General features: G+C 71.0%; 29 protein-coding genes. 11 read left to right on the forward strand and 18 right to left on the reverse strand.

From position 1 onward, the window contains the following. Positions 1-26: 26 nt before the first annotated feature. From LZP97_RS13615 to LZP97_RS13635, 5 genes are all read right to left on the reverse strand, one after another. Positions 27-668: a HemK2/MTQ2 family protein methyltransferase gene (locus LZP97_RS13615; protein WP_017681235.1), complete on the reverse strand. Its 642-nt coding sequence runs from the start codon at positions 666-668 to the stop codon at positions 27-29. A gap of 102 nt (positions 669-770) precedes the next feature. Further along, positions 771-1,136: a hypothetical protein gene (locus tag LZP97_RS13620; protein WP_017681236.1), complete on the reverse strand. Its 366-nt coding sequence runs from the start codon at positions 1,134-1,136 to the stop codon at positions 771-773. Positions 1,137-1,205: 69 nt separating this feature from the next. Beyond that, on the reverse strand, positions 1,206-2,801 hold the full coding sequence (locus LZP97_RS13625; protein WP_040270847.1) for a phytoene desaturase family protein: 1,596 nt from the start codon (positions 2,799-2,801) through the stop codon (positions 1,206-1,208). Then, complete coding sequence (locus LZP97_RS13630; RefSeq protein WP_010592147.1) at positions 2,798-3,256, reverse strand: SRPBCC family protein; 459 nt, start codon at positions 3,254-3,256, stop codon at positions 2,798-2,800. The genes LZP97_RS13625 and LZP97_RS13630 overlap by 4 nt, the downstream gene beginning before the upstream one ends. Positions 3,257-3,291: 35 nt before the next feature. Continuing rightward, positions 3,292-4,371, reverse strand: a complete 1,080-nt coding sequence (locus tag LZP97_RS13635; protein ID WP_010592148.1) for an NAD-dependent epimerase/dehydratase family protein — start codon at positions 4,369-4,371, stop codon at positions 3,292-3,294. Between the two features lie 72 nt (positions 4,372-4,443). On the opposite strand from LZP97_RS13635, the gene LZP97_RS13640 reads away from it, so the two are divergent. From LZP97_RS13640 to surE, 3 genes are all read left to right on the forward strand, one after another. After that, positions 4,444-5,082: a DUF2231 domain-containing protein gene (locus LZP97_RS13640; protein ID WP_017681239.1), complete on the forward strand. Its 639-nt coding sequence runs from the start codon at positions 4,444-4,446 to the stop codon at positions 5,080-5,082. 74 nt (positions 5,083-5,156) lie between these two features. After that, the gene (locus LZP97_RS13645; protein WP_010592150.1) at positions 5,157-6,131 is read left to right on the forward strand and encodes a PfkB family carbohydrate kinase; all 975 of its coding nucleotides are present in this window, start codon (positions 5,157-5,159) and stop codon (positions 6,129-6,131) included. Between the two features lie 4 nt (positions 6,132-6,135). Continuing rightward, entirely contained in the window at positions 6,136-6,927 is a 792-nt protein-coding gene (gene surE / locus LZP97_RS13650) for a 5'/3'-nucleotidase SurE (RefSeq protein ID WP_010592151.1), read from the forward strand. Between the two features lie 30 nt (positions 6,928-6,957). Here surE and LZP97_RS13655 read toward each other — a convergent pair whose 3' ends face one another. The 6 genes from LZP97_RS13655 to LZP97_RS13680 all read right to left on the reverse strand — a co-directional run bounded on the left by LZP97_RS13655 (position 6,958) and on the right by LZP97_RS13680 (position 11,812). Next, positions 6,958-8,139, reverse strand: coding sequence for a zinc-dependent alcohol dehydrogenase (locus LZP97_RS13655; protein ID WP_040270845.1), 1,182 nt, complete (start codon positions 8,137-8,139; stop codon positions 6,958-6,960). Between the two features lie 185 nt (positions 8,140-8,324). Further along, positions 8,325-8,642, reverse strand: coding sequence for a PRC-barrel domain-containing protein (locus tag LZP97_RS13660; protein WP_010592153.1), 318 nt, complete (start codon positions 8,640-8,642; stop codon positions 8,325-8,327). Continuing rightward, entirely contained in the window at positions 8,629-9,033 is a 405-nt protein-coding gene (locus LZP97_RS13665; protein ID WP_017681240.1) for a hypothetical protein, read from the reverse strand. The genes LZP97_RS13660 and LZP97_RS13665 overlap by 14 nt, the downstream gene beginning before the upstream one ends. Continuing rightward, positions 9,030-10,259: an NRAMP family divalent metal transporter gene (locus tag LZP97_RS13670; protein ID WP_040270842.1), complete on the reverse strand. Its 1,230-nt coding sequence runs from the start codon at positions 10,257-10,259 to the stop codon at positions 9,030-9,032. Before LZP97_RS13670 ends, LZP97_RS13665 begins: the two co-directional genes overlap by 4 nt. Beyond that, positions 10,256-10,714: a hypothetical protein gene (locus LZP97_RS13675; RefSeq protein ID WP_228287080.1), complete on the reverse strand. Its 459-nt coding sequence runs from the start codon at positions 10,712-10,714 to the stop codon at positions 10,256-10,258. Before LZP97_RS13675 ends, LZP97_RS13670 begins: the two co-directional genes overlap by 4 nt. Before the next feature lie 90 nt (positions 10,715-10,804). Beyond that, positions 10,805-11,812, reverse strand: coding sequence for a DNA topoisomerase IB (locus LZP97_RS13680; protein ID WP_040270840.1), 1,008 nt, complete (start codon positions 11,810-11,812; stop codon positions 10,805-10,807). A gap of 113 nt (positions 11,813-11,925) precedes the next feature. Between LZP97_RS13680 and LZP97_RS13685 the strand changes: the two genes are divergently transcribed. The 3 genes from LZP97_RS13685 (at position 11,926) to LZP97_RS13695 (ending at position 14,909) form a co-directional block, all read left to right on the forward strand. Then, entirely contained in the window at positions 11,926-13,464 is a 1,539-nt protein-coding gene (locus LZP97_RS13685; protein ID WP_048772253.1) for an FAD-dependent oxidoreductase, read from the forward strand. 63 nt (positions 13,465-13,527) lie between these two features. After that, positions 13,528-14,100: a type 1 glutamine amidotransferase domain-containing protein gene (locus LZP97_RS13690; protein ID WP_017681243.1), complete on the forward strand. Its 573-nt coding sequence runs from the start codon at positions 13,528-13,530 to the stop codon at positions 14,098-14,100. Positions 14,101-14,159: 59 nt separating this feature from the next. Next, on the forward strand, positions 14,160-14,909 hold the full coding sequence (locus tag LZP97_RS13695; protein WP_017681244.1) for a PAS and ANTAR domain-containing protein: 750 nt from the start codon (positions 14,160-14,162) through the stop codon (positions 14,907-14,909). Here the strand turns inward: LZP97_RS13695 and LZP97_RS13700 are convergent. The 3 genes from LZP97_RS13700 to LZP97_RS13710 all read right to left on the reverse strand — a co-directional run bounded on the left by LZP97_RS13700 (position 14,866) and on the right by LZP97_RS13710 (position 15,753). Beyond that, positions 14,866-15,066 carry a hypothetical protein gene (locus tag LZP97_RS13700; protein ID WP_010592161.1) on the reverse strand — a complete coding sequence of 67 codons (201 nt, stop codon included), beginning with the start codon at positions 15,064-15,066 and terminating at the stop codon, positions 14,866-14,868. The two genes, LZP97_RS13695 and LZP97_RS13700, sit on opposite strands and share 44 nt — an antisense overlap. Before the next feature lie 84 nt (positions 15,067-15,150). Then, entirely contained in the window at positions 15,151-15,429 is a 279-nt protein-coding gene (gene mbp1, locus LZP97_RS13705; RefSeq protein WP_234575062.1) for a microaggregate-binding protein 1, read from the reverse strand. 60 nt (positions 15,430-15,489) lie between these two features. After that, positions 15,490-15,753: a DUF6480 family protein gene (locus LZP97_RS13710; RefSeq protein ID WP_010592163.1), complete on the reverse strand. Its 264-nt coding sequence runs from the start codon at positions 15,751-15,753 to the stop codon at positions 15,490-15,492. Positions 15,754-15,966: 213 nt separating this feature from the next. On the opposite strand from LZP97_RS13710, the gene LZP97_RS13715 reads away from it, so the two are divergent. The 3 genes from LZP97_RS13715 to LZP97_RS13725 all read left to right on the forward strand — a co-directional run bounded on the left by LZP97_RS13715 (position 15,967) and on the right by LZP97_RS13725 (position 17,132). After that, on the forward strand, positions 15,967-16,200 hold the full coding sequence (locus LZP97_RS13715; RefSeq protein WP_010592164.1) for a hypothetical protein: 234 nt from the start codon (positions 15,967-15,969) through the stop codon (positions 16,198-16,200). Between the two features lie 9 nt (positions 16,201-16,209). Next, positions 16,210-16,572, forward strand: a complete 363-nt coding sequence (locus LZP97_RS13720; RefSeq protein WP_026137879.1) for a hypothetical protein — start codon at positions 16,210-16,212, stop codon at positions 16,570-16,572. Positions 16,573-16,670: 98 nt separating this feature from the next. After that, a complete protein-coding gene (locus LZP97_RS13725; protein WP_010592166.1) occupies positions 16,671-17,132 on the forward strand; it encodes a DUF4383 domain-containing protein in 462 nt (153 codons plus the stop codon). A gap of 64 nt (positions 17,133-17,196) precedes the next feature. Here the strand turns inward: LZP97_RS13725 and LZP97_RS13730 are convergent, their stop codons facing one another. Beyond that, on the reverse strand, positions 17,197-17,616 hold the full coding sequence (locus tag LZP97_RS13730) for an STAS domain-containing protein (RefSeq protein ID WP_048772250.1): 420 nt from the start codon (positions 17,614-17,616) through the stop codon (positions 17,197-17,199). Between the two features lie 281 nt (positions 17,617-17,897). Here LZP97_RS13730 and LZP97_RS13735 point away from each other — a divergent pair, with 281 nt between their 5' ends. Both LZP97_RS13735 and LZP97_RS13740 read left to right on the forward strand, forming a co-directional pair. Beyond that, positions 17,898-18,329, forward strand: a complete 432-nt coding sequence (locus LZP97_RS13735) for an ATP-binding protein (protein WP_010592168.1) — start codon at positions 17,898-17,900, stop codon at positions 18,327-18,329. Further along, a complete protein-coding gene (locus LZP97_RS13740; RefSeq protein ID WP_010592169.1) occupies positions 18,326-19,123 on the forward strand; it encodes a SigB/SigF/SigG family RNA polymerase sigma factor in 798 nt (265 codons plus the stop codon). Before LZP97_RS13735 ends, LZP97_RS13740 begins: the two co-directional genes overlap by 4 nt. A gap of 29 nt (positions 19,124-19,152) precedes the next feature. On the opposite strand, the gene LZP97_RS13745 is transcribed toward LZP97_RS13740, so the two are convergent. The 3 genes from LZP97_RS13745 to metE form a co-directional block, all read right to left on the reverse strand. Then, on the reverse strand, positions 19,153-19,419 hold the full coding sequence (locus tag LZP97_RS13745; protein WP_010592170.1) for a DUF4235 domain-containing protein: 267 nt from the start codon (positions 19,417-19,419) through the stop codon (positions 19,153-19,155). 69 nt (positions 19,420-19,488) lie between these two features. Then, the gene (locus tag LZP97_RS13750) at positions 19,489-20,529 is read right to left on the reverse strand and encodes an NAD(P)-dependent alcohol dehydrogenase (protein ID WP_010592171.1); all 1,041 of its coding nucleotides are present in this window, start codon (positions 20,527-20,529) and stop codon (positions 19,489-19,491) included. A gap of 68 nt (positions 20,530-20,597) precedes the next feature. Then, on the reverse strand, positions 20,598-22,883 hold the full coding sequence (metE, locus tag LZP97_RS13755) for a 5-methyltetrahydropteroyltriglutamate--homocysteine S-methyltransferase (protein ID WP_010592172.1): 2,286 nt from the start codon (positions 22,881-22,883) through the stop codon (positions 20,598-20,600). Positions 22,884-22,978: the final 95 nt, after the last annotated feature.

Raw genomic sequence — 22,978 nt, forward strand, 5'->3', positions numbered from 1 at the left:
CCCGGGGGCTGTCACCCGTGGCTACCTCACGGGCAGTGTGTTCGATCGGCACGGATCACCACCACTTCCTCGGTGTCGACGCCGGCAGGCAGCTCGTAGCGCGTCCGCAGATATCCGGCGCGGCTGCGCATCACGGGCCCGAACGGAATCCGGCGCCGGGCGACGACGGAGGCCTTGAGACCGGCGTCGCGCAACCGGACGAGCGTCTCGTCCACCCCGGAGAACTCGGAATGCACGACGAGAGCGAAACCGCCGGGAGACAACAGGTTCGGCAGTCTCCGACACAGCGGGTCCAGCACCGCCCGGCCGTCGGCCCCGGCATCCCAGCGGGCGTCGCCGGAATCGGCGTCGTGCGGAACGTAGGGCGGGTTGGACAGGACCACGTCGAACGGTCCGTGCCGGCCGGCCTCGTCCAGCCCGCCGCGCACGACGCGGATCGGAAGCTTCCGCGACCTCGCATTGAGACGCGCCGCGAGGACCGCGCGGGGGGCGATGTCCAGTGCCGTCACGGACCCGGCTCCGGACATCGCCGCCGACACGGCGATGAAGCCTGTGCCGGTGCAGAAGTCGAGCACCTTGGCGCCGGGGGGTGCCGCAGCACGGTCGAGCGCTCCGGCGAGCAGATGCGAATCCTCCTGCGGGCGGTACACACCGGGCAGTCGCCACACCCTCCTGGGCGCCGGCACGTTACCGGACCCCGGCTGTGACGGCACGGCCCCCGTAGGTGGACCGGGCGAGGGACACGATGAATTCCGGGCGAGACGTCGTTGTCATACGTGGGAGTACCCCTCCGGGACGCCCCCCGAAACCCGGTGCCGGCGGAAGGCGGTGGCGGTGGCGGTGCCGCGTCGCGACACCGCGGCTCCGTCCGGTCGAGTGCGGACCGCCGAGGACCGCGCCGGATCCGGCTGTCCGGCGGCCGGTGCCGAGGTCAGCGAACCGAGCATGAACGACAGGCCCGCCGCCACGGCGAGTCCGGCCCCGACGCCCGTGAGTGCGGAAGCGGAGAGCACACCCACACCGACGGCGGCGATCACGCAGATCCCGGCAGCGAGGGCGGCGACTCCGCCTTCCACCTCGCGCAGCGCCTGCGGCACGAGCGACGGGCCGTGTACCTGCCGGATCGGTGTTCCCACTGGCATTCCCATGCCTACTGATACCCGTTCGGCGGACTGCTCAATCGCGTCGGCAACGGCATCGGGAAATCAGCTGCGCGTCAGCACGTCCGAGATCGCCTCGTTCAGCCGCCGGCGCAGCCTGCCGCCCACGCCGTGGTCACGCAGGGCTGCGCGGGCCGCGTTCCACCCGCACATGCCGTGCACACCGCCGCCGGGGTGAGTCGACGATCCGGCCAGATACACGCCCTCGACCGGCGTGCGGGGACCACCGAAGCCGGGCAACGGCCGGAACACGAGCTGCTGATGGATCTGAGCGGTGCCGCCGTTGACCGCGCCGCCGACCAGGTTCGCGTTGGCGGCCTCGAGGTCGCGGGGACGCTGCACGCTGCGGTGCACGATCGAGCCCAGCACCCCCGGAGCGTGTGCCTCGAGCTCCGCGTCGACGCGCCGGGCGAGCTCCTCGGCAGAGGCGTCGTCGGCGACACCGCGCGGCAGGTGGGTGTACGCCCAGGCGCTTTCCGTCCCCTCCGGGGAGCGGGCCGGATCGGTGGTGGTCATCTGACCGAAGATGATGAACGGGTGCTCCGGCACGCGGCCGGTCGCCAGGTCGGCCGACCAGTGCACGAGACCGTCGGCGTCGGCGCCGAGATGGACGGTCCCGGCCGTCGCGAGTGCCTGCGAGCGCCACGGAATCGGCCGGTCGAACGCGTAGTTCACCTTCACGACGGGTGTGTCCCACTCGAAGCGCCGCAGGTCGTCCCGGACGGCGGCGGGCACGGCGTCCGCGGGCAGGAGCGAGCCGAACAGCGCCGGCGCGGACACGTCGGCCAGTACCGCCCGCCGGACCCGGACGCGTTCGCCCTGCTCGGTGCGGACCTCGGTCACCCTGCCGCCGCCGACCTCGATGCCGGTGACCTTCCGGCCGCACAGTATCCGGGCCCCGCTGTGTTCGCCGCGACGCGCCAGGGCCGCCGCGAGCTCCCCGGCCCCGCCCTCGGGCACCGGATAGCCCACATCCTGCGCGAGCATGGTCAGCACGTACCCCATGATTCCGCTGCCCGCCGAGTCGACGGGAGTGTCGGCGTGCATCGCGTTGCCGAGCAGCAGCAGCCGCGCATGTTCGCCACCGAACAATTCCTCGGACATCCGGCGCGCCGGCAGCGCCAGCATCCGGACGAAGCGCAGAGCGTCCGCGGTACCGAGTCGGCGGATCAGCCCCGCCGGGCCGCGCACGGGCGGGAAGGGTTCGAACAGGGCGCTCAGGAACGGTTCACGGATGTCTTTCCACTGCTCGGTCAGCCGGATCCAGGTGCTGCCGTCGCCGGGATGCCGCCGTTCGAGTTCGGCCGCGGTCTCGGTGACGTCCGGGAAGACCACCGCGGCGTCCTCGTCGTGCGGACCGGCGGCGTGCCCGTACACCCTCGGCGCCCGGCGCAGCCGCAACCCGTGCGAGGACAGGTCGAGCGCGCGGAAGGCCGGGGAGGCCGCCGCGAGGGGATAGAAGGCGCTGAACAGGTCCATCCGGAAGCCCGGGTGCAGTTCCGCCGTGCGGACTGCGCCGCCGACCTCGTGCTGTTCCTCGAGCACCAGGACGTCCCACCCGGCGTCGGCGAGCACGGCCGCGGCCGTCAGGCCGTTCTGACCGGCGCCGACGACGACGGCATCGACGGTCTCGGTACTCACTCGCCGACGCCCTTCGGCTCGGTGGCGCGTTCGGCCATGAGGACGAGCCGGCGCAGGCATTCGATGTTGCGCGGCAGCACCAGCCGGGCCTGGATCGCATCGGGAACGAGCTGACCCGGGCCGGCGGCGGCCTTCTCCGCCATCTCGATCCGGCAACCGCCGGGTCGCTCGTGCAGGCGCATGGTGATCTCGGCCTGTCCGGCCGGCCACGCCCGCGCACGCAGCTTCAGCTCCTTGCCGGGAACCGACGCCACCACCTCGGTGTGGTCGTTCAGCAGGGCGGGCCACACCCCCACCGAGTGGTGGATGCGGCTGCCCACCGCCGGCCACGTGTCGTCCACCGCCCGGATCCGGGAGGCCCCCACCACCCAGCTCGCGTACGACCAGCCGTCGGCGAGGACGTCCCACACCTGCTGCGACGTCGCCGTGGTGTCGCGCTGCGCCGTCTCACTCATCCCGATACCCTCTCTCGTCGCTCCGCCGCGAGTGGTCACGGCGGCACGCGGCGCCCGACGGTCCCCCGCCCGAGCAGGGCGCTCATCGTCTCGAGCGGTCCGCGACTGCGCAGGACCGGGCTGTCGGTGCCGGCCTCGGCCTGCATACCCGCAATGGCCTCGCGCCACACCCGGGGACCCGGGACGGTCGGTTCCCAGTCCAGGTCCCGGCGGGCCCGGTCGCAGTTCAGCATCGGGGTGTTGTACGCCAGGTCGATCCAGCCACCGGCGATCGGTTGCAGGTGGGCCTGCCAGGTCGCCTCGACGACGGCACGCAGTACCTGCCGCGGCAGCGGGACGGCCCGCGCCCCGAACGCGCCGGCGATGTCGGCCGCCCGCAGCGGTTCGGGCGTCGCGAGGTTGAACACCCCCGGTGCGCGCCGCTCCAGAGCGACGTCGAGGGCGGCGGCCACGTCGTCGGCGTGCACGGCGGGGATCGTCGTTCCGGGGTCCACGGGCAGCAACGGTAGGTGACGGAGCACCAGGTCGGGCACGTATCCCGGCACCGCGTAGCGTCGCAACGCACTGCCACCCGCGTACTGACCGATGAATCCCGGCCGGAACCGGGTGACGGTCGGCGCCGCGGCCGCGTCCGCGACGCGTCGGTCGAGCAGCCGCTCCGCCGCGACCTTGTCGACGCTGTACGCGCACGAGTCGATGCCGGTCGCGGGCCACGACTCGTCGACCGCACGGCCGTACGCCCCGGCCGCGTACACCGCAGCCGAGGACATGTGGACCAGATGCCCGACACCCGCGGCGAGGACGGCGTCGATCACGGCTGCGGTGCCGTCCACCCCGGTGCGGCGCAGGTAGTCCCGGCGGTGCGAGGGCTGGAAGCCCCAGGCCAGGTGCACGACGGCGTCGGCGCCCTCGACGACCGGGCGCAGCCTGGTCCCGGCGTCGGGCGCGGCGAGGTCGATGCTGTGCCAGGTCATCTCGCCGTAGGGTTCGGTGGCCGGTGGCACGCGGCGGGCGACGGCGACGATCTCCGGCGGTTCCGATCGCAGAGCGAGTCGTCGCAGCAGGGCGGTGCCGACGTTGCCGCTGGCGCCGGTGATCACGATGCGCTGTCCCATGATCGCAGGAGTTACCCCACCGGGCTGCGTCGTACACCCGTCGTGGCAGGTTTCACCCGCTCGGGGACGGGTATGCCCGTGGGCATGACGGGCTCGCAGATGGAGATCCTCTATTCCGGGACGGAATCGGCGACGTGGCTGGACGGCCCCGCCGAACTGTTGGGCAGGCAGCTCTCGCGGCTGGCGGACACTCCGGTCGGCGCCGTGCTCCACGGGACGCCGGTGGGTCACCCACTGCATCCGGCACTCGTGACCGTGCCCATCGGGGCATGGACCGCGGCCGTCGCCTTCGACGCCCTGCGGCAACCCGAGGCCGCGCGGCGGCTGATCGGGCTCGGACTGCTGGCGACTCCGCCGACGGTCCTGGCCGGCTGGGTCGACTGGGTACACACCGACACCGTGCAGCGCCGGGTCGGGCTGATCCATGCGGTGGTCAACGGCACCGGAGCGGCCCTGATGGCCCTGTCCTACCGCCGCCGGCGGCGCGGGCGCACCCCCGGCGCGGTGACACTCAACGCCCCCGGCGCGGTGGCACTCAACGCCCCCGGCGCGGTGGCACTCAGCGCCGCCGGCGCGGCACTGATCGGACTGGGTGGTCTGCTGGGCGGTCACCTCGCGTATTCGCTCGGCGCCAACGTGCGCCCGGCCGAGGTGCCGAACGCTCCCGCCTACGATCCCGTCCTCGCGGGCTCGCCCGACGGAACAGCCTGACGGGCCGACACCGCCATCCGAACTGCACGCCCGTCCCCACGGGCGGCGCGTCCACCTCTCTCCGAAGGATCCGCATGACTCCCCCGCCCCGAGACGGCAACGACGACAGTGCCCCCTCCGCCTTCGTTTTCGCTCCCACCCCGCTGCTCACCGTCACCATCGAGTCGTCGCCGTCCGACGTCCCGGAACTGCACATCCACGCCGGCGGGCAGGGGTTCTGGATTGCCCGCATGGCAGCCACCCTCGGCCTGAACGTGCGGCTGTGCGGCACCTTCGGTGGCGAGACCGGTCCCGTCGTCAGCGATCTCATCGCACGCGAGGGCGTGTCGGTGCGGCCGGTGGTCACCGCCGGGCAGAACGGCTCGTACGTGCACGACCGTCGCGGCGGCGAGCGCGAGGAGATCGTCGAGGTCCCGCCGCCGACACTCAACCGGCACGAGGCCGACGACCTGTTCGGTGCGGCACTGTCCGAGGGTCTCGACGCGGACGTGGCGCTGCTCGGCGGCCCGCACTGCGACGAGGCGATACCGCACGACGTCTACACCCGGCTGGCCGCCGACCTGACCGCGATGAACGTCCCCGTCGTCGCCGATCTGTCCGGTCCGACGATGACCGCGGCGCTCGAGGGCGGCCTCAGCGTGCTCAAGGTCAGCCACGAGGATCTCATCGAAGACGGTCGCGCCCGGTCCGACGACGTCGACGACCTGATCGCCGCGATGAAGGAACTCGTCGCCCAGGGGGCCCGGAACGTGGTGCTCTCCCGTGCCGGCGACCCGGCGCTCGCGCTCGTCGACGACGAACTGATGGAGATCGTCTCGCCGCCGCTGAACATTGCCGACCACCGCGGCGCCGGCGACTCCATGACCGCGGGGATCGGAGCTGCGCTGGCTGCCGGGCGGCCCCTCGCCGAGGCCCTCCGGCTCGGGGCGGCCGCGGGCGCCGTCAACGTCACCCGGCACGGGCTGGCCACCGGGCAGCGAGAACTCGTCGCCAAGGTCGCCGAGAGCGTCGAGGTCCGGCCGTTCGCGAAGGGGAAGAAGGGGAGGTAGTCACGTGAGAGCGCTGATCGTCAACGACGACGGGGTGGACAGTCACGGCATCTCGGTGCTCAGCCGGGTGGCGGTCGAGGCCGGTCTCGACGTGGTGGTCGCCGCGCCGCACGCCGAACGCAGCGGCGCCAGCGCCTCGCTCAGCGCCCTCGAGGAGGACGGCCGGCTCGTCGTCTCGCCGCGCACGTTCCCGGACCTGCCGGACACGACGGTGCTCGCCGTGGAGGCGTCGCCGGCACTGATCACCTTCGTCTCGATGTACGGCGCCTTCGGTCCCCGGCCCGACATCGTGCTCTCCGGGATCAATCACGGCCCCAACACCGGTCATGCGATCCTGCACTCCGGAACGGTCGGCGCGGCGCTGACCGGCGCCAACCACGGCAGTCTGGCCCTGGCCGTGTCCCTGGCGGGATCGGTCCACGAACACTGGGACGGCGCGGAGGTCATCGCCCGGCATGCCCTGCAATGGGTGCTGGGCCAGGGCGTGCCGGGCACCGTGCTCAACGTCAACGTGCCCGACGTCCCGCTGAGCGAGCTGCGGGGGCTGCGCACGGCACCGCTCGCTGCATTCGGTGCCGTGCAGGCCGACATCGGCGAGTCGGACCAGACCCCGGACGACGACGACCGCCGGTTCGTGACGGTGACGTTCAGCGACATCCGGGCCGACGAGTCCGAGGACACGGATGCGGGCCTGCTCGCCCAGGGCTGGGCGACCGCGACGGTGCTGCGGTCGCCTTTCGAGGCCGCCGACGTCGCCACCGAGGATCTGCCGCGCACCGCGGCCGACCTGGGGTGACCCCGGCGGCACCGAAAGCCGGGAACCCGGTCAGGGTTCGAGCTGGATCTTGATCGCCCCCTCCTGCTTGCGCTGGAAGATCTCGTACGCGTGCGGGGCGTCCGACAGCGGCAGCCGGTGCGTGGCGAAGGTGTCCACACCGAGCGGATCGTCGTCGGTGAGCAGCGGCATGATCTGCGGCACCCAGTTGTTGACGTTCGCCTGACCCATCCGCAGCCGGATCTGCTTGTCGAACAGGGTCATCATCGGCATCGGGTCGGTCATGCCGCCGTACACGCCGCTGAGCGAGATCGTGCCGCCCCGCCGTACCACGTCGATCGCGGTGTAGAGGGCGTGCAGACGATCGATGCCGACGTGGGTCATCAGCGGCGCCGACAGCGCGGAGGGCAGCAGGCCCGTCGCGGTCTGCATCGCCATCGCGACGGGTGACCCGTGGGCCTCCATGCCGACGGCGTCGATCACCGAATCCGTGCCACGGCCGTCCGTGCGGTCCCGGATCATCTCGCCCAGCGAGTTCCCGGCCTCCTTCAGGTCGATGGTCTCGATGCCGCGCGTGGCGGCCCGCCCGAGCCGCTCGGGCACCATGTCGACACCGATCACCCGGTAGCCGTGGTGCACCGCGATCCGCCCGGCCATCTCACCGATGGGTCCGAGGCCGAGCACCGTCACCGAACCGCCGTCGGGAACGTGCGCGTACTCCACGGCCTGCCACGCGGTGGGCAGCACGTCGGACAGGTAGACGAACCGCGAGTCCGACGGCCCCTCCGGAACCGAGATGTGGGTCGAATCCGCATGCGGCACACGCAGATACTGCGCCTGGCCGCCGGGAACGCTCCCGTACAGCTTCGAGTACCCGAACAGCGCCGCACCGGATCCCTGGTCCCGCACCTGCGTGGTCTCGCACTGGGAGAACAGGCCGTCCCCGCACATGAAACAGCTGCCGCACGAGATCTGGAACGGAATGACCACGCGGTCACCAGGTTTGATCTTCGTGACGTCCGCCCCGACCTCCTCGACGATGCCCATGGGTTCGTGCCCGAGGATGTCCCCCGGCGACATGAACGGCCCGAGCACCTCGTACAGATGCAGATCCGAACCGCAGATGTTGGTGGTCGTCACACGGATGATCGCGTCGGTGGGCTGCTCGATCTTCGGATCGGGGACCGTGTCGACGCTCACCTTCCGCTTGCCCTGCCATGTCACTGCCTTCATCGCCGCTCCTCTCGCCCCGGTCGTGCCGGGTTCTTCTCACCCCGGCCGTGCCGGGTTCTTCTCACCCCGGCCGTGCCGGGCTCTTCTCACCCCGGCCGTGCCGGGCTCTCTTCCTCGTGGGCTACGCGGCACAACGCCGGCTCGAACCGCCTACCCCGCACGGCGGGGCGCAAACCTTCCCTGCCCTACCGCAGCATCGGCGACCAGCGCGAATACCCCGGCCGCAGCTCGACCCGGCCGTCACCGACCCGGCGCACGTCGCGCCACAGCACGAGGAACGCACCACGGTGACGCCACCGCAGATACCGGGCGATCAGCGCGGGCCGGATCTCCTCCGTGCGTTCGTAGCCGAGGAAGGAGCCGCTCGAACTCGGGCTGACGAGCAGGCCCTCGAGCCGCAGCCGGTTCTGCGGCGACTCCACGAACCGCACATCGACGGCGAAACCCACGCGACGACCGTCCGCGTCGTGCACCCGCGCCCCGACGAGTTCACTGAGGCGCACGACGACCTCCGGGGATGCGCGCGACGATGCGGTCCCGGACCCACCGCTCGACCCACAGGTGGTCCAGCCGGTCACCGGTCACGCGCAACTCCACCGTGGTGCCCAGCCGGGCGACGTCCGACCAGTCGATCGTGTCGAGTCGGGAATCGGGCGGTCGGCCGCCGAATATCCTCGTGGGAAGCGCGTTTCCGCTCAGAATTGCCCGCACCGTCGGTGCCGGCGCGGCGGGGTCGACGTCCGTCCCCACCTCGACCCCGGCCAGGTCGACATCGTCGACGGTGGTCACCGGCCGGCCGTCGACGTCCACGACCAGCCGGTCGAGCAGATGCAGCCGGGCATCGACGAGCCGGCCGCGCAGCGGCGCCTCGGGCAGCCGTCCGGATTCGTTCATGCTCCCGCTCCCGTCATCACCAGCAACGGCACCGCTGCGATCGACGCGACCACGATCACCGGAAGGTAGGCGAGGGCGAGCGCGTTGACGACCGGTCCGTTGACGTGTTCTCCCATGTACTCGCGGTCGTTCGCGACCAGGAGGATCGGCAGGTAGGTCAGCGGCAGGGCAACCGCCGAGAACACCACCGACACCTCGGTGACCAGGATCGGGTCCACCCCGGTCGCCAGCACCGCGAGACCGACGACCAGGGCGATCATCATCGACAGGTGGAACCGGGCTGCCTCCGCCGGCCGCCGGAACTTGCCCCACGACCACCCGAAGAACTGCGCGAGCGTGTACCCGCTCGACAGGGTGGTCTCGAGCGCCGCCCCGAAGGTCGCCGCGACGATCCCGACGAGGACGAACGCCAACGCGAGCGTGCCCCCGGCCACCACGACGGGCATCACGACCTCCGACAGCGACGTCACCTCGATGCCGCGGGGAAGAAGAACCACCGCGGCGCATCCGGCGATCGCGACCGACAGGATCCCACCGAGCGGGAACCCCACCGCCACGTTGATCCGGGAGCGGGCGAGATCGGCGACCGTCCACCGCTCCTCCACGGCGCCGGAGGAGAAGAAGAACACCTCGTACGGGGTCATCGCGGCACCGAAGAGGGCGACGGCGTAGAACCAGTACACGGACGTCGCCTCGGACTCGGGGATCGCGGGCGCGAAAGCCTGACCGGTGAGTTCTCCCCAGTCCGGGCCCGTCAGGAACAACGCGACGGCGAACACGATCAGACACAGGCCCAGCAGTCCCGTGACGTTCTCCATCACCGAGAACCGCACCCGCCAGATCACGAGCCACACCGCGAACGCCGCCACGGGCATCCACATCAGCGGTCCCGTCCCCGCGGCCAGTTGCAGGGCCAGGGCCACCCCACCGACCTCGGCGGTCAGGGTCAGCAGATTGATCAGGAAGGACGCAGCGAGGTTCGCCAGCGCCGCGCGCGGGCCGAGCCGTTCCCGGATGATCTCGAAGGTCGCGCGGCCGCTCACCGCGGCGACGCGCCCGGCCATGCTCGCGTACAGGCAGATGCCGCCGACCCCGAGGACGACGACCCAGACCAGGCCCAGCCCGAACCGCGAGCCCACCACGGCGTTGGTGACCATGTCGCCGATGTCGAGGAAGCCGCCGATGGCCGTGAGGATTCCGAGGGCGACACCGAGGAGTCTCTTCATCGGCGTCCCTCCGCGAACTCGGACAGGTAGCCGGTGAGATCGGCCAGGCGGCCCGTCAGGTCCGACGCGGGCGGGGCTGTGGCGACGGCGTCCGTTCGAGCGCGGGCCTCGCCGAGGACGGTGGCGGCGGCATCGATCCGGTCGAGAAGCGCGGCGCGGTGCGCCGCCTGCTGCCCGGTGGCGACCTCGACCGCAGCCACGGCCGAGTAGGCGGCGAGCACCTCGTCGAGTGCGTCCGACAGCACGGTCACGGCGTGGGCGCGGGTGGTGCGGTGCTCGGACACCAGTTCCATCGCCAGTCCCGCGGAGGCGGTGGCCGAGGCGGATTGCGCTGCGGCCCGCGAGAGGTCACCCTCCGCGCCACCCGGCAGCCCCGCACAGCCGCTCAGCACCGCGGCCGATGCGACGAGCCATGCGGCGACCGTCCGCCCCACGCTCCCGTACCCTGCTCCCACCGGATCCACCTCGCAGTCCGATGCCCGCGGGTCCACGAGCGGGCACTGCCGGATACCGCGCCGCGCCCGCGTCGAAACACGCGGGCGGACTCAGGACCGGCGCAGCAGCCGGATCACGGCGCGCTCGACGACGGCCCGGGATTCGTCCGGATCGCCGCACTTTCCGGCTCGCCGCAGTGCGGCACGGATCGTGCGGCCCTCCGCCCAGGCCCGCACCACGCGCGGGTCGACGTACGAGGCCCGTGCCACGGCGGGGGTGTTGCCGAGCTCCTCCGAGACCGCCCGCATCACGGCCGCCTCGACCCGCGCCCGGCCGCGCCGACTCCCAGGCACGTCGTGCTCGGCGAAGGCCGCGGCGGCCAGCACCGTCGCACCCCACGTGCGCAGATCCTTCGCACTGCAGTCCTCACCGGCGAGCTCCTTGAACCGGGCGTTGACGTCGTCCGCGTGCAACTCGCGGATCGCGTCACCGTCGCGGTAGACCAGCAGCCGGCCGGGCCCCCTGCGGACCCGGCGCAGCGCCCGGACAGCCGTCGCCAGGTCGGCGTCGTCGACCGTGACGACCCGCCGGATTCCGCCCTTGGCCGGGTAGTCGAACGTCAGGGCGGTATCACGCAGCCGCACGTGGCTGCGCAGCAACGTCGCGACCCCGTAGGTTCCGTTCTCGGCCGCGTACTCCTCCCCACCCACCCGGAACACGGCCCGGTCCAGCAACCGCAGCGCCACCGCCTCGGCCCGGCGCCGCCCGACCCCCCGCTCGGTCAGGTCGGCCTGCACCCGGTCCCGCCAGGCCGGCAGCCGGGCCGCCATCGCCAGGACCCGGTCGTGCTTCTCCTCGTCACGCTCCTCGCGCCACCGCTGGTGGTACAGGTACTGGCGCCGACCGGCGGCGTCGATGCCCACGGCCTGGATGTGCCCGTCGGGGTGGGGACAGATCCACACCTTGCGCCACGCCGGAGGGATGACGAGTTCGTCGATACGGGCGAGGACGGCCTCGTCGGTCACACGATTGCCGTCGGCGTCCTGATAGGTGAAGCCCCGCCCGCGCCGCACCCGCCGGATGCCGGGACCGAACGGGTTGCTCCGCCGCACTCGCATCCCGGTCGCTCCTCCTCGCGCACTCGTCCACCGGCGCGCTGCGCCGCGGATACCCCTGCGGGCACCCGGACAATCGCAGGTTTCCCGTCCGCGGCACGGGGCATTCCCCACAGGTGACCTCCCTGTGGCTCTCCCGCACCGGCACCGCCCGCACCGACACCGCCCGCCTCGACGACACCGCCCGCCTCGACGACACCGCCCGCCTCGACGACACTCCGTGGCCCGAGGGTCCGGCCCGCTTCGACACCGTCGTGGCCGGGGCCGGCCTCACCGGAGTGGTGACCGCTCTCCTGCTCGCGCGCGCCGGGCACCGCGTGGCCGTCCTCGAGGCCCGCACGGTCGGCGCCGTCACCACCGGCAACACCACCGGCAAGGTCAGCCTGCTGCAGGGCAGCACCCTCTCGAGTATCGCCAGGGGCCATTCGCGCGACGTCCTGCGCAACTACGTGGCCGGCAACCTCGAGGCCCAACGGTGGGTGGTGCAGCTGTGCCGCGAACGGGATCTGCCGATCGAATCCGCGGCGGCCTTCACCTACAGCGCCGGGGAGGAGGGCGCCGCCACGGTGCGCGCCGAGTACGAGGCCTGCCGCGCCGCCGGGCTCGACGCCCGCATGACGACCGAGACGGAACTGCCGTACCCCGTGGCCGCCGCGGTGACGCTGGCGGACCAGTCGCAGATCGATCCGATGCCGTTGCTGCACGAACTGGTCCGGGAATTCCGGGAACGCGGTGGCGCGCTGTTCACCGGCTGTCGGGTCCGGAAGGTCCGCTCGGACCGGAACGGATGCGTGGCCGTCACCGATCGCGGCGAGGTGCGGGCCGGGCACATCGTGCTCGCAACGGGGACACCGATCCTCGATCGCGGCGGATTCTTCGCCCGCCTCGAGCCCCAACGGTCGTATGCGGCCGCATTCGAAGTGCCGGGCGACGTCCCGAGCGGCATGTACCTGTCCGTGGATTCGCCGACGCGCTCGCTGCGCACGGCGTACGGGGGGCAGTACTTCCTCGTGGGCGGCAACGGGCACACCGTCGGGCGGGCACACGATCATCGCGGCGCCGCGGACGATCTCGTCGCGTGGACGGGCCGCCACTTCCCCGGCGCGAAGACCGTGGCACGCTGGTCGGCGCAGGACTATTCGACGCTCGACCATCTGCCGTACGTGGGTCCGCTGCTACCCGGAAACGACCGGTTGCTCGTGGGGACCGGGTACGGCAAGTGGGGAATGACGAACGGGGTGGCTGCGGCCCGGTTGCTGGCGGACCGCATCCTCGGCGAGGCGGCCCCGGAGTGGGGATCGGCGTTCCAGTCCTGGAATCCCACGCAGGTTTTCGACCTCCCGGCCGCGACCCGTCTCAATGCCGCCGTGGCGGTGGAGATGACGCGCGGATGGATGCGTGCCGAGTTGTCCGGGGACGGCGCGCCGCCGCCCGACGGCAGCGGCGAGGTTCGCCGGGACAAGCTCCGCCCGGTCGGGGTGTGCACCGTGGACGGCACCACGCACCGGGTCTCCGCGGTGTGCCCGCACCTGGGCGGTGTGCTGCGGTGGAACGATGCCGAAGCCTCCTGGGACTGTCCGCTGCACGGCTCCCGCTTCGCCGCGGACGGGGGCCTGCTCGAGGGTCCCGCCACCCGGGACCTGCCGCGGGAGTGACGTTTCCCCGTTGCCGGCGTCGGGTACGCGACCGGTGAACCACGACGAAAGGACAACTCGGCGATGAGTGATCCAGGAAACGGCCGGCTGGCGGGACGCACCGTGGCCGTCCTCGCCACGAACGGTGTCGAGGAGGTCGAGCTGGTGGAGCCGCGGCGCGCGGTCGAGGAAGCGGGCGGTACGGTGCGCCTGCTGTCGCTCGAACCCGGCGAGATCCAGGCCATGAAGTCCGACGTGAACGCGGCCGGAAGATACCGGGTCGACCAGGCGGTGCAGGAGGCGTCGGTGTCGGACTTCGACGCGCTGATCCTGCCCGGTGGCACCACCAACCCCGATCACCTGCGCCAGGACTCCACCGCCGTGGCGTTCGTACGGGACTTCGTCGAGTCGGGCCGGCCCGTCGCGGTGATCTGTCACGGCCCCTGGACGCTGGTCGAGGCCGACGTGGTCCGGGGACGGACCCTGACGTCCTACCCGAGTGTCCGCACGGATATCCGCAACGCGGGCGGAAACGTGGTCGACGAGGAGGTGGTCGTCGACGGGAACCTGGTGTCGAGCCGCAATCCGAAGGATCTGCCCGCGTTCTGCACGACCCTCGTCGAGGTGTTCGCGAACGCGGAGCAGCGCGCCGGTTAGCTCGGGTCCCCCCATGCGACCCCGGCGGTCGTGCGCGCTTCCGGGGGCATAATCGGTGCGTGAGTGAACCGAGCACGCGCATCAGCGACACGAGGGCGGGCGACGCCTTCGAACAGGTGTTCGCGAGTGTGAAGCCGCAGCGGGTCGGCAGTTTCCGCTATCTGATCGGCGACGACACGTGGGAATGGTCGGACGACGTGGCACGGATGCACGGGTACACCCCCGGGACCGTACGGCCGACCACCGAACTGCTGCTGAAGCACAAGCACCCCGACGACAAGGTCCAGGTCGCAGCCCTGCTGGGCGCCATGCAGCGCAACGGCGAGCCGTTCAGCGGCCGGCACCGCATCGTCGATGCGCACGGCAAGGTCCGGCCGGTGGTCGTGGTCGCCGACCGTCTGCTGGACGAGTGCGGACGGATCGTCGGCACGGCCGGGTTCTATGTGGACCTGTCCGACGCGTACGAGGACGAGGTCCGCGAGGGCGTCGACGAGGCGGTCTCGGCACTCGCGCACGACCGTGCCGTCATCGAACAGGCCAAGGGCATGATCATGGCGGTCTACCGGATCCAGGCGGATCACGCCTTCGAGATCCTCGCCTGGCGGTCGCAGGAGTCGAATGTCAAGCTCCGCGCGCTCGCCGAGCAGCTCGTCCGGGACGTCTCCACCGGACTCGACGTACCGACGACGTTCCGCAACGAGTTCGACCATCTGCTCATGACCGTGCACGAGCGCGTCCCGTCTGTGCAGACGCCTCCAGGTCCGGTCACGGACTCGGCTGCGGAAGCTCGCACTCCACCTTCGGATTGACCCCGGCGTAGTTCAGCGGTCCCGCGATCACCGTCACCGCGACGGTGGCGAAGTCGGCGCAGTTCTGTTCGGCTTCCGTGAAGTATCCGCGCTGGCCCGCCGCAACCGCTCCGATCACCAGCCACACCAGCACCACGAACGTCAGAATGCGCATCATTGCTCCTAGGGACGAAGACCCGGGAGCCGAGCGGCCCCCGGGTCGTGGGACGAACGACGGGCGCGACCCGGGGGCCGCTCCCCGTCACTGCTGATGCGAGCGCTGCCGTGCTTCGTCCACGTCGGCGTCGGCGCGGGCCTTCTCGGCCTCGGCTTCCTTCTTCGCGGCCTCGCGCTGGCTGTCCGCCTTGTCCTGCTGGGCCCGCCCCTCCCGGGTGAGCTCGTCGTTGCCGGCGACGGCGCCGGCCGCCTCCTTGGCCTTTCCCTTGACGTCTTCGACGACGCCCTTCACGCCTTCGCTCGGTCCGCTCGTGTTCTCTGCCGTGCGACTCTCCCTCGTCGGCGTTCCTCGCTTGCGAGCCAGGAATACCCTCGGCGGACTCCGGCAAACCACGCGCGCGTGCGGCAGCCGAACCTGCGCCGCCTACAGCAGAATTCCCACGATCACCACGAGGAAGAGAACGACGATCAGCGCGACCGCACCGATCGCGAGGACGCCGGTGGGCGGAAAGTTGTTCCGAGTGCGCGGCTCGGGCGCCGACAGTCCGGAGGTGGTTCCCGAGTCCGGCGGCGTCGACCCCGGTGCCACCCCGCCGCCGGGCTCCAGATCGGGTGTGCGGGCAGGATCGGGATCGGTACCGGAATGTGCCTGCGGATCGGGGATGTTGCGCGGATCGGGTGCGTTCATCACCCACTCCTTTCTCTCGGCGGCCGGTGACCCCGGAACCGACGGGTTCGCGACCGCAGCGGGCACCCCATCCCTCGGAGAATTCCCGCACCGTCTCCGGCCAAACGGCCGGGTGACGACGGGCGTGGAGGGCCGGCGACGACGAGCAGTTTGAGGGGTCCGGGCGCCGGGCACCCGATCCACAGGACCGGACATCCGGAGAGGAGGACCGTGATGACCACGTGCGATACGTGCGGCAACGACTACGACAAGACCTTCACCGTGACCCGAGGCGACGTCTCCGGCACATTCGACAGTTTCGAATGTGCGGCACAGGCGATGGCGCCGCAGTGCGCGCACTGCGGTTGCCGCATTCTCGGCCACGGCGTCGAAGCCGACGGCACCATGTTCTGCTGCGCCCACTGCGCCCGGCAATCGGGGCAGAGTGCGCTCACCGACCGAGCATGAGGAGACAGTGTGACACAGGATGTGGAGAAGCGATGGCGGGATCCCCGCACCGCGCGCTCGGCGGTGCGCTATGCGGCCGTCGTCGTGGTCGCGGCCCTGCTGCTGATGGCGGCGGTGGTGATCTGGGCCGCCGCGAACGGTGACCGGTGCGCCGACGAGGAGTTCCTCGTGTGCACCGACCCGGCACGGCTGGTCCTGGCCCTCGGCCCCACGGCGATCCTGCTCCTCGGCGCGGTCGGCGCATTCGTGCAGACCTACCGGGTGTGGCGCTCGGGCGGGACATGGCCGATCTGGCACGGCACGGGCTGGGGGCTGATGATCCTGACCCTGGTGTACGGGACGATCTCGTCCGGCGTCCTCGTCACGGGGTGAGCCGGCGAGGACGCCCGCCGGGCGTGTTTCGGGAACACCCGCCCGGGCTATTCCTCCGTCCCGGGGCGCGGCGCCCCGCGCACCCCGATGGAGGAACGATGATCCGACCCAGTCCGTATCCCAGGGTGCAGCGCACCCGGGTCCAGGGCTATGCCTTCGCGGTCGGCATCGTGTTTCTCCTCATCGGGGCGCTCGGATTCGTGCCCGGCCTGACCAGCGGGTACGACTCGATGACGCTCGCGGGACAGGAGTCGCACGCCCATCTGCTGGGCCTGTTCCGGGTCTCGATCGCCCACAACCTGCTGCACCTCGCCTACGGCGCGGTGGGAATCCTGGCCGCCCGCAAGGTGCGTGCGTCGCGCATCTACCTGATCGCGGGTGGTGCCGGATACCTGGCGTTGTCGGCGTTCGGCATGGTGGTCGGACACGACAGCCGTGTCAACGTGGTGCCGGTCAACGCGGCCGACAACTGGTTGCACCTGGCCCTGGGCGTGCTGTTGCTCGTCCTGGCGGTCGATCCGCGCGGTAACCGTCGCCCGAAGCCCCCGAAACCTGCCTGATCCGCAGTCGAGCGAGCCGGGGCTCGGACGCAACGTCGCGTCGGCGCATCAGGGCGAGTACGGATCAGGCCGGCACTCGCAGGGCGTGGATCGCGCTCTCGAGCGTGGCATGCGCGTGGACCGGTTCGCCGAGCACCCGCAGCAGCCGGTTCACCGCCCGTCCGCCCACGAGCGCCCACCGAGAGCTCCGATGCCGGGCCAGGGTGTCGAGTTCCTCGAACACGGTCAGTCCTGCCGAGCCGAAGAACTCCACCTCCGACAGGTCGAGCACCAGACGCGACGAGGTGTGCAGCCGGGCGCCCGCGTAGCTGCACAACGCGGGCGCGTTGCGAAGGTCGAGTTCGCCCGCCACAGCGACCCGGACGAGAGCGGAACTGATTCTCTCGGTGGAGAAATCGGCACCGGTCGAGGCGAAGGGGGTCGACGACCGATCCGAACGGGTGACCCACAGCGATGTGACTTTGCGTTGAGTAGCGACAGTCATGAGCTTCCCATCTTCGGAAGAGGATGGAAGCGTCGACAGAGCGGGACCGCACCGACACCGGTCTCCGCAGGTATGCGGCACCTCCGAGTCAGGCTGTGTGCTCAACCTCACTGACACCCTACGGCAGCCGCTGCGGCACTGCAAAGAGCCGATCTGCCGGACCCGATGCGTCCGGCCGGGGGCCGCTTCCGCATGATTGAGAACACCGCGTCGCGGGTAGTCTCGCCAGGAACACCCGCTCGCCCGGGCCCTCAACCTGCCGCAACGGAGACACAACACACATGGCGAACACGGCATCGATCGATCCGGCCCTCGAACGCACCCATCCCGTAGTGGAGTTGCGGGTACGCGCAGAACCAGGCCAGCTTCCCGTGCTGCGCGCGGTCGCTGCCGCCATCGCCATCCAGCAGGGTTTCGACCTCGACGCGGTGGCCGACGTCAAGCTTGCGATCGACGAGGCGGGCACCCGGCTCATCACCCGCGCGCCGGAAGGTGCGACGTTGTCGTGCCGGTTCCAGGCGATGCCGCCTGCACTGCGGATCAGCGCGTCCGCCCTCACGGTCGACGGCGGACTGACGGCGGACTCGCGGACCTTCGGATGGCACGTGCTCAATGCGCTCGCCGACTCCGTCGACGTGAAGGTGGACGAGACCGACGAGGGGTCTGTCACCACCATCGACGTGTCCCTGACCGACAGCAGCGCTGTTCTGTGACGGGGACCGGCGCCCAACGGCGCAGCGGCCGAGCCGCCGACGAATACGCCGACGTCATCCCCCTTTTCGAGGAGATGACGACGCTCGGCGAGGACGATCCCGCCCGCGGAACCATGCGGGACAGCCTGGTCGAACGGTGCCTGCCACTCGCGGAACACATCGCCCGCCGATTCGACGGCCGCGGCGAGGCATTCGACGACCTCCTCCAGGTCGCCCGCCTCGGCCTGGTCAACGCCGTGGACCGGTTCGATCCCGAGCGAGGCTCGGACTTCGTGTCCTTCGCGGTTCCGACCATCATGGGCGAGGTGCGCCGCCACTTCCGCGACGCCGGGTGGGCGGTGCGCGTCCCGCGCCGCATGAAGGAGATGCACCTGGCGCTGAGCAAGGCGACCGGGGAGCTGTCGCAGCGCCTCGGCCGTGCCCCCACGGCGGCCGAACTCGCCGCGGAACTGGGCCTCGATCCCGAAGAGGTCGCGGAAGGCCTCGTCGCCGGCAACGCCTACCAGGCGGTCTCGGTCGACCGACCGGCCCCGGCCGGGGACGACGGCGTCACCCTGGCGGACACCCTCGGCGACTACGACGCCGCGCTCGCGCACGTGGAGAACCACGAAGCGCTGCGTCCGCTGCTCGCCGCCCTGCCGGAACGCGAGCGCACGGTCGTGCTGCTGCGCTTCTTCGGGAACATGACCCAGACCCAGATCGCCGAACGGGTCGGCGTGTCCCAGATGCACGTGTCACGGCTGCTGACGAAAACCCTCGCCCAGCTGCGTGAACAACTGGGCGAGGGCTTCTAGGACCGCGAGTCGCGTGCCCGTCCCCCGGGTCATTCCTTTCCGGGCCAGGTGCCGGTGACGCGGCGGAAGCCGACCGCGCTCGCGCGGTTCGCCGCCGCGCTCACCGCACCGAAGATCGCACCCTGCACGGCGGCGGAGACCAGCACCTCACGCCACCCGAAGCGGCTGTCCATGGCCTCGGGCGGATCCTCCTGGCCGGCACCGAGCGCCCACACCTTCCGGAACACCATTCCGGCGGCCACACCCGCCAGGGAACTGACTACGAGGCTCACGGGCCGGTACAACGCCTTCTTCACATTTCCTCCACGTGTCGAGGTACGAGGCGGGAGTACCCGGCCGTCGCAGTCTCACACCTGCCGGACGGCTCAGATGGTGGTGGCGTCGATGACGAATCGGTAGCGCACGTCGCTCGCGACGACGCGGTCGTACGCCTCGTCGATCCGGTCGGCCGAGACGACCTCGATCTCGGCGCCGATCCCGTGTTCGGCACAGAAGTCGAGCATCTCCTGCGTCTGCGGGATCCCGCCGACCATGGAGCCGGCGAGACTGCGGCGGTTCCGGGCGAGCGAGAACGCCCGGACCGTGATGGGGTGTTCGGGCAGACCCAACTCGACGAGGGTGCCGTTGCGGGCGAGCAGCGACAGGTAGGCATCCATGTCGAGGTTCACCGATACGGTGTTGACGATCAGGTCGAACGTGCCCCGCAGATCCACGAAGGTCTGCGGATCGGTCATGGCGCGGTAGTCCACGGCTCCGAAGCGCAGCCCGTCCTCCCGCTTGGCCAGTGAATGCCCCAGCACGGTCACCTCGGCACCCATCGCCGCGGCGATCTTCACGCCGACGTGACCGAGACCGCCCATGCCGATGACGGCGACCTTCCTGCCCGGCCCGGCGCCCCAGTGCCGGAGCGGGGAGTACAGGGTGATGCCCGCGCAGAGCAGCGGCGCCGCCGCATCGAGCTCGAGGCCGTCGGGGATCTTCAGGACGAAGTGTTCGGTGACGACGATATGGGTGGAGTATCCGCCCTGGGTCACCTCGCCGTCGCGGCCGACCGCGTTGTAGGTGCCGGTGACCCGGCCGGCGCAGTACTGCTCGTCGCCGCTGGTACACGCCTCACACTCGAGGCACGAGTCGACGAAGCAGCCGACACCGACCCGGTCGCCGACAGCATGCCTGGTGACCTCGGCGCCGACAGCGCTCACCACCCCGACGATCTCGTGACCGGGAACGACGGGGTAACGGGTGCCGCCCCATTCGTTGCGGGCGGTGTGGATGTCGGAATGGCAGATCCCGGCGTACCGGATCTCGACGAGCACGTCGAGGGGACCGAGCTCGCGCCGCTCGATGGTGGTCTTGACGAGGGGAGCGTCCGCCGCGGTGGCGGCGTACGCAGCAACGGTAGTCATGCGTTCATGCCTACCTGCCGGCGCGACGACGCGCACCCGCGGGGCTGCTCGCGGGTGCGCGCCGGCGGTTACCGTCCGGCGGCCCGGCGCCGCAGTCGACGTGCGGCGGCGACCAGGTTGCGCAGCGACGGCTCGAGCTGCCAGTAGTGCCGGGTCTTGAGCCCACCGTCCGGATTGGCCCACAACCGGTCGAGTTCGACGGACTCCGCAGCGGTGCTGAGCAATTCGTCGAGTTCGTCGATGTCGGGAATGCGTGCCGATCGGCTCTCGTAGACCCCGGGCCCGACACCGTGGGTGAGCGCCTTGTCCTTGATGGCCTCGAGCACCCAGCGGATCGAACGGGTCGCGACGATCGCCGTGACGTCCGCGTCGAGCCGTGCGATCGCGTCGACCACCGACGCCTGACCGGAGTAGGTCAGGTGCGTGTGGATCTGCGTCTCGGGCTTGGCGCCGCCGGTCGCGAGCCGGAATGCGTCGACCGCCCAGTCCAGGTACTCGGCCCGGCCGTCCTGCCGCAAGGGCAGCAGTTCCCGGATCGCGGGCTCGTCGACCTGGATGATCGCGATGCCGGCCCGCTCGAGATCGGCGATCTCGTCGCGGATCGCCAGCGCCAGCTGGTCGGCCGTCTCGTGCAGCGGCTGGTCCTGCCGCACGTACGACCGTGCCAGCATCGTGACCGGGCCGGTGAGCATGCCCTTGACCGGCTTGTCGGTCAGCGACTGCGCGAACGCGATCCATTCCACCGTCATCGGCTTCGGCCGCACGATGTCGCCGTAGAGGATCGGCGGACGCGTGCACCGCGAACCGTAGGCCTGCACCCAGCCGAAGTGCGTCGTGGCGAAGCCCTCGAGCAGTTCGGCGAAGTACTGGATCATGTCGTTGCGCTCGTGCTCGCCGTGGACGAGCACGTCGAGACCGATGTCCTCCTGCAACCGGATGGTGGACTCGATCTCCTCCTGGATGCGCTTGACGTAGTCGTCCCACGACATGCGGCCCTCGCCCAGCTCGTAGCGAGCCTTGCGGACCTCGGCCGTCTGCGGGAACGACCCCAGTGTGGTCGCCGGCACCGGGGGCAGCTTCAGGCGCTCCTGCTGCGCGGCGCGGCGCTCCTCGTACGGGACCCGGCGGCGGTGTTCGGGTCGCAGGGCGTTGACGCGCGCGCGGATCGTGTGCTTCTGCTTGAAGTGCACCGAGGTCGGCGGCTTGCGCCACCGCTCCTCCGCCCCGGTGGTCAGTGCCTTGGCGAGCGAGACCACCTCTCCCACCTTCTGTTTGGCGAACGCCAGCCGGTCCGCCACGTCGCCCGGGATGTCGTACTCGGCGAGCACGTCGTAGGGCACGTGCAGCAGCGAGCACGACGTGGAGACCACCAGGTCGGGCGCCACGGCGGCGAGGCTGCTCAGGTATTCGAGCGTGCGGTGCCGGTCGGCCTTCCACACGTTGCGGCCGTCGACGACCCCGGCGTAGATGCGTTTGCGCTTGAGTCCCGGCACCGCGGCCAGCTCCTCCGCGCTCATCCGGCCGTTGACCAGGTCGAGACCGATGGCCTCGACCTTGGTGGCAGCGAGGAGGGGCAGCGCCTCGCCGAGGTGACCGTAGGGACCGGTGACGAGCAGGCGCGGGCGCAGCGGTGCGTGGGAGAGGGTGTCGTAGGCGCGCGCGAACGCCTCGAGCTCCTGCGGGGTGCGATCCTCGGTGAAGGACGGCTCGTCGAGCTGCACGCACCAGGCGCCGGCGCGCGCGAGCTCCGCGAACAGCTTCTCGTATTCCGGCAGCAGCCGGTCGAGCAGATCGAGCGTGGAGAACCCGTCCTGCTCCGACGTCTCCGAGACCTTGGACAGCAGCAGCAGGGACATCGGGCCGAGCACGACCGGCCGCAGCTCGATGCCACGGGCCTTGGCGCGCTCGAACTCGTCGAGGACCGCCGCCGAGTTCAACGCGAAGGTGGTGGTCTCGTCGAGCTCGGGCTGCCGGTAGTGGTAGTTGCTGCCGAACCAGCGGACCAGCTCGAGCGGCGGGAAGTCCTCACGGCCCCGGCACAGCGTGAAGTAGAAGTCGAGCGGATCGAGCTCGCCGACGAGCGGACGGAACCGCTCGGGGATCGCACCGAACAGCAGTGCGTTGTCGAGCACGTGATCGTAGTAGGAGAACGTGTTGCCCGGCACCTGGGTGAGTCCGGTGGCGGCGAGTTCGCTCCAGGTGGACTCCTGGATCTCGCGGGCCACGGCGACGAGCTCGTCGCGCGTGCCGGTCCCGTGCCAGTAGGCCTCGAGCGCACGCTTGAGCTCACGGCGGGGTCCGATGCGCGGATACCCGAGAATGCTGGAGCCGTATCCGTCTGCATTGCTGGCCATCAGGGGTCGACCTTTCCCTCGATGCACCTCGCGCCCGTGCCCCGACAGCCAGCGCAACGGCTGTGCTGTCGGCACACGGGCGCCGAGATGCGGTG

Origin of the sequence: Rhodococcus sp. DMF-1 (genome assembly GCF_021441945.1) — a bacterium.
Taxonomy (GTDB): Bacteria; Actinomycetota; Actinomycetes; order Mycobacteriales; family Mycobacteriaceae; genus Rhodococcus; species Rhodococcus ruber.

Excerpts from the sequence above, each read along its gene's own strand:
- LZP97_RS13630 (WP_010592147.1), bottom strand. The coding sequence starts at position 3,256 with ATGAGTGAGACGGCGCAGCGCGACACCACGGCGACGTCGCAGCAGGTG.
- LZP97_RS13635 (WP_010592148.1), bottom strand. The coding sequence starts at position 4,371 with ATGGGACAGCGCATCGTGATCACCGGCGCCAGCGGCAACGTCGGCACC.
- LZP97_RS13640 (WP_017681239.1), top strand. The coding sequence starts at position 4,444 with ATGCCCGTGGGCATGACGGGCTCGCAGATGGAGATCCTCTATTCCGGG.
- LZP97_RS13645 (WP_010592150.1), top strand. The coding sequence starts at position 5,157 with ATGACTCCCCCGCCCCGAGACGGCAACGACGACAGTGCCCCCTCCGCC.
- LZP97_RS13655 (WP_040270845.1), bottom strand. The coding sequence starts at position 8,139 with ATGAAGGCAGTGACATGGCAGGGCAAGCGGAAGGTGAGCGTCGACACG.
- LZP97_RS13665 (WP_017681240.1), bottom strand. The coding sequence starts at position 9,033 with ATGAACGAATCCGGACGGCTGCCCGAGGCGCCGCTGCGCGGCCGGCTC.
- LZP97_RS13670 (WP_040270842.1), bottom strand. The coding sequence starts at position 10,259 with ATGAAGAGACTCCTCGGTGTCGCCCTCGGAATCCTCACGGCCATCGGC.
- LZP97_RS13680 (WP_040270840.1), bottom strand. The coding sequence starts at position 11,812 with ATGCGAGTGCGGCGGAGCAACCCGTTCGGTCCCGGCATCCGGCGGGTG.
- LZP97_RS13690 (WP_017681243.1), top strand. The coding sequence starts at position 13,528 with ATGAGTGATCCAGGAAACGGCCGGCTGGCGGGACGCACCGTGGCCGTC.
- LZP97_RS13700 (WP_010592161.1), bottom strand. The coding sequence starts at position 15,066 with ATGATGCGCATTCTGACGTTCGTGGTGCTGGTGTGGCTGGTGATCGGA.
- LZP97_RS13710 (WP_010592163.1), bottom strand. The coding sequence starts at position 15,753 with ATGAACGCACCCGATCCGCGCAACATCCCCGATCCGCAGGCACATTCC.
- LZP97_RS13715 (WP_010592164.1), top strand. The coding sequence starts at position 15,967 with ATGACCACGTGCGATACGTGCGGCAACGACTACGACAAGACCTTCACC.
- LZP97_RS13725 (WP_010592166.1), top strand. The coding sequence starts at position 16,671 with ATGATCCGACCCAGTCCGTATCCCAGGGTGCAGCGCACCCGGGTCCAG.
- LZP97_RS13730 (WP_048772250.1), bottom strand. The coding sequence starts at position 17,616 with ATGACTGTCGCTACTCAACGCAAAGTCACATCGCTGTGGGTCACCCGT.
- LZP97_RS13735 (WP_010592168.1), top strand. The coding sequence starts at position 17,898 with ATGGCGAACACGGCATCGATCGATCCGGCCCTCGAACGCACCCATCCC.
- LZP97_RS13750 (WP_010592171.1), bottom strand. The coding sequence starts at position 20,529 with ATGACTACCGTTGCTGCGTACGCCGCCACCGCGGCGGACGCTCCCCTC.
- metE (WP_010592172.1), bottom strand. The coding sequence starts at position 22,883 with ATGGCCAGCAATGCAGACGGATACGGCTCCAGCATTCTCGGGTATCCG.